The sequence below is a fragment of the Peptostreptococcus sp. genome (assembly GCF_977045075.1).
In genome coordinates this window covers 1-3,271 of the sequence record NZ_CDRRTB010000119.1, presented here as the reverse complement: position 1 = coordinate 3,271, position 3,271 = coordinate 1, and the positions used below count along the sequence as shown (strand labels likewise).

The following is a 3,271-nucleotide window of genomic DNA, read 5'->3' as shown; positions in this document are numbered from 1 at the left end:
TGCTAATGGAAAGGTATAAGATACAAAAAGGCAACATCCATAGCTATAAGTTTGCTATGGATGCTGCCGCATAATTTAATAGATTTTATTGATTTAAATTATCACCAACGTTATTTGACATAGAGCCTCTATAAATCAATCTTTATAAAGAAACAGGTAGATTTTCCATATATGGAATATCTACCTGTTTTGAGTTTGGGCCAGTCTACTAACCCAGTATATTTATCCTTTATATTTTAAGCTTTAGTATAAAAGGCTACTTGCAAACTATCCTATCCTTATCCCCGGCTTTAACCTGTCCTTCTACTATGTCAATTTTCTTGCTAGTATCAAGGTTGGTAAATATCACTGGTGTAACTGTAGGATAACCTTCAGCCTGGAATACAGCCTTGTCCATGTGGGCTAGCTTATCACCAGCCTTAACCTTCTGTCCCATTTCACAGAATAGTTCAAAGCCCTTTCCATCCATCTTGACAGTATCTATGCCCATATGGATTAGTACTTCTATACCGTCTTCAGTTGCTATTATTATAGCGTGCTTCGTTGGGAATATCATTCCAATTTCACCACTTACAGGTGCATAAATATCTCCATCAGCTGATTCAACTGCAAATCCTTCACCCATTAGCTTCTGTGAGAACACATCATCAGGAACCTCACTAAGGTCTAGTAGGTCTCCGTTAGCTGGAGATAGGATTTCCATCCTCGATTCACCAAGCTCAACCTTGCCTTCATCTTCAAGTTTTGCAGAACCATCTATTTGTCCAGCTGCTAGCATATCACCATAAGCATCCTCAACATTTGATCTTTCAAGATACTCTTCTAGGTTAGACTTTATTAGTGTAACTCTCGGACCATAGATTACCTGTACGCCAGTGCCTGCCTTTACAACACCAGCAGCACCAGTTGCCTTTAGGACATCATCCCTTACTAGGTTTGAATCAGCAACCGTACACCTTAACCTAGTTATACAGCAGTCAACTGACTCAATATTTGACTTTCCACCTAAGCCGTGAACTATGGCCATTGATAGGTCATCATCAGCATTTGCTGACTTATCTCCACTTTGAACTTCACCCTTCTTAGCATTTACATCAGCCTTAGTATATAGCTTTACTTCAGCATTATCATCGTCTTCCCTACCTGGAGTCTTAAGGTTAAACTTCTTGATTAGGAAGCTGAATAGGAAGTAATAAACAATAAAGTATCCTATACCAACTAAAGGTATCATCAGCCAGTTTGTCCTATCATTACCAGGAAGTATACCAAATAAAGTCAAGTCTATAAGACCTCCTGAGAAGGTCATACCTACACCAACCTGTAATATATGCATTAGCATATATGCTAAACCTGCAAATATACAATGGATTAAGTATAGGAATGGAGCAACAAATAAGAATGTAAATTCTAGAGGCTCAGTTATACCTGTTAAAATTGATGTTAGGGCAGCTGAGAATAGTAAACCTCCAACTATCTTTTTCTTTTCAGGCTTTGCTGTCTTATACATAGCAAGAGCTGCTCCAGGTAAACCAAATATCATTAGTGGGAACTTACCAGACATAAATCTAGTTGCTTCTACGCTAAAATGTGTAGTAGAAGGGTCTGCTAGCTGGGCAAAGAATATATTCTGAGCACCCTCTATCATCTTGCCTCCAACTTCCATTGTACCACCAACAGATGTCTGCCAGAATGGTAGGTAGAATACGTGATGCAGGCCGAACGGTATAAGCAATCTTTCCATAAAACCATATACCCAAGTACCAAAGTAACCAGAAATTCTAACCACTTCACCTACTCCATTTATACCAGCCTGTACTGTTGGCCAGATGTAAAACATTATTATACCAACTATAAGATATACAACAGCCGAAATAATTGGAACAAACTTAGTCCCTGAGAAGAAAGATAGTGACTGTGGTAGTTCTATCTTGTAGAACTTGTTGTGTAGGTAAGCAACACCCAAACCTACTATAATACCACCAAATACACCCATCTGTAGTGAGTTGATGCCAACAGTCGTAGCGACAGAACCAGCTAGCATATTATCTGCACCACCATGAACTGTTATCATAGCACCTATGGAAGCATGCATGATAAAGAAGGCTAGTGCACCTGCTAGTGCGGCTACAGCCTTTTCTGCCTTCGCCATACCTATGGCAACTCCCATGGCAAACAAGATTGGCAGGTTAGAAAATACTATGCTACCTGCATCATTCATAACTGTAAGAATTGAGTTGGCAAAGGTACCAGGTCCTAAGACACCCATTAGGTTATAGGTTTCTAGCATCGTTGTATTAGTGAATGATCCACCTATACCAAGGAAAAGTCCTGCAACTGGTAGAATTGCTATCGGAAGCATGAAAGACCTACCAACTCTTTGTAAAACTTCAAAAATTTTACCCTTGTTCATAATAACCTCCTAAAAATTTTAACTTAATATGACATAAATTTTTACTACATACTTACCAAAGATCTCTAATAAAAAAAGACCTAAGTATATAGGATTATGCGAATATATGAACACCAAATAAGAGTGTCAACACACTTCACCTACTCCTATATACCTAAGTCTTGCCTTCTTCAGTAACAACCCTAGTTATTTAATATTTTCTCGTAACTCTATCGATATGTAGGATTAAATATAATTTCTCATCATTCCCGATTTCATACGAATAATTATTCATGATGTAATCATTAATTTTCTCTACACACCTATAGGCCCTGTCATATTTAATTTTAACTAACTCCAGCAAATCATCATTATTGTCGTCCAGCTTCTTCCTCAATAAGACCCTCTTAGCAAAGAACCTTACATGGGTAACCAGTCTGTCATAATCAAGATCATCTTCGTCATAATCTATTTTATAATAATATCTTATAATATTCAAGATATCTTTCATAATTTTTAAAACATTTATGTCCTCATCATACTTATCAGAATTACCTTGGTAGTAGGAATTAACTATATGAATAGCAATGAAGCCTGCTTCATCCTCGTTAAGGTCAACATTAAACCTTTCATTTAAATATTCTAAGGCCAACATAGCCGCAGCAAATTCATTTTTATATATTCTTTTAATCTCATGTAAAAAAGTATTTCTAACTAATATACCCTCCTTATTTCTCTTTATTGCAAAGGCAATATGGTCTGTTAAGGATAGGTATATATACTTATAAAGGTCTTGACCAAGCTCCTTTTCTATACGCCCAATCATCTCGCTTGTCGCATCAAATATATCTGGATCGACTTCTTCAGCCAAGGCAATCAACC

Annotated in this window: 2 protein-coding genes; both read right to left on the bottom strand. The window is 37.2% G+C overall.

Going from position 1 to position 3,271, the window contains the following annotated elements; genetic code table 11:
- Positions 1-256: 256 nt before the first annotated feature.
- Positions 257-2,410 carry a glucose PTS transporter subunit IIA gene (locus ACW6OJ_RS07710; protein ID WP_456096236.1) on the bottom strand — a complete coding sequence of 718 codons (2,154 nt, stop codon included), beginning with the start codon at positions 2,408-2,410 and terminating at the stop codon, positions 257-259.
- Positions 2,411-2,600: 190 nt separating this feature from the next.
- Positions 2,601-3,271: PRD domain-containing protein (locus ACW6OJ_RS07705; protein WP_456096235.1), on the bottom strand; the 671-nt coding region annotated here is incomplete at its 5' end.

Coding starts and splice junctions, on each gene's coding strand:
- ACW6OJ_RS07710 (WP_456096236.1), bottom strand. CDS start 2,410: ATGAACAAGGGTAAAATTTTTGAAGTTTTACAAAGAGTTGGTAGGTCT.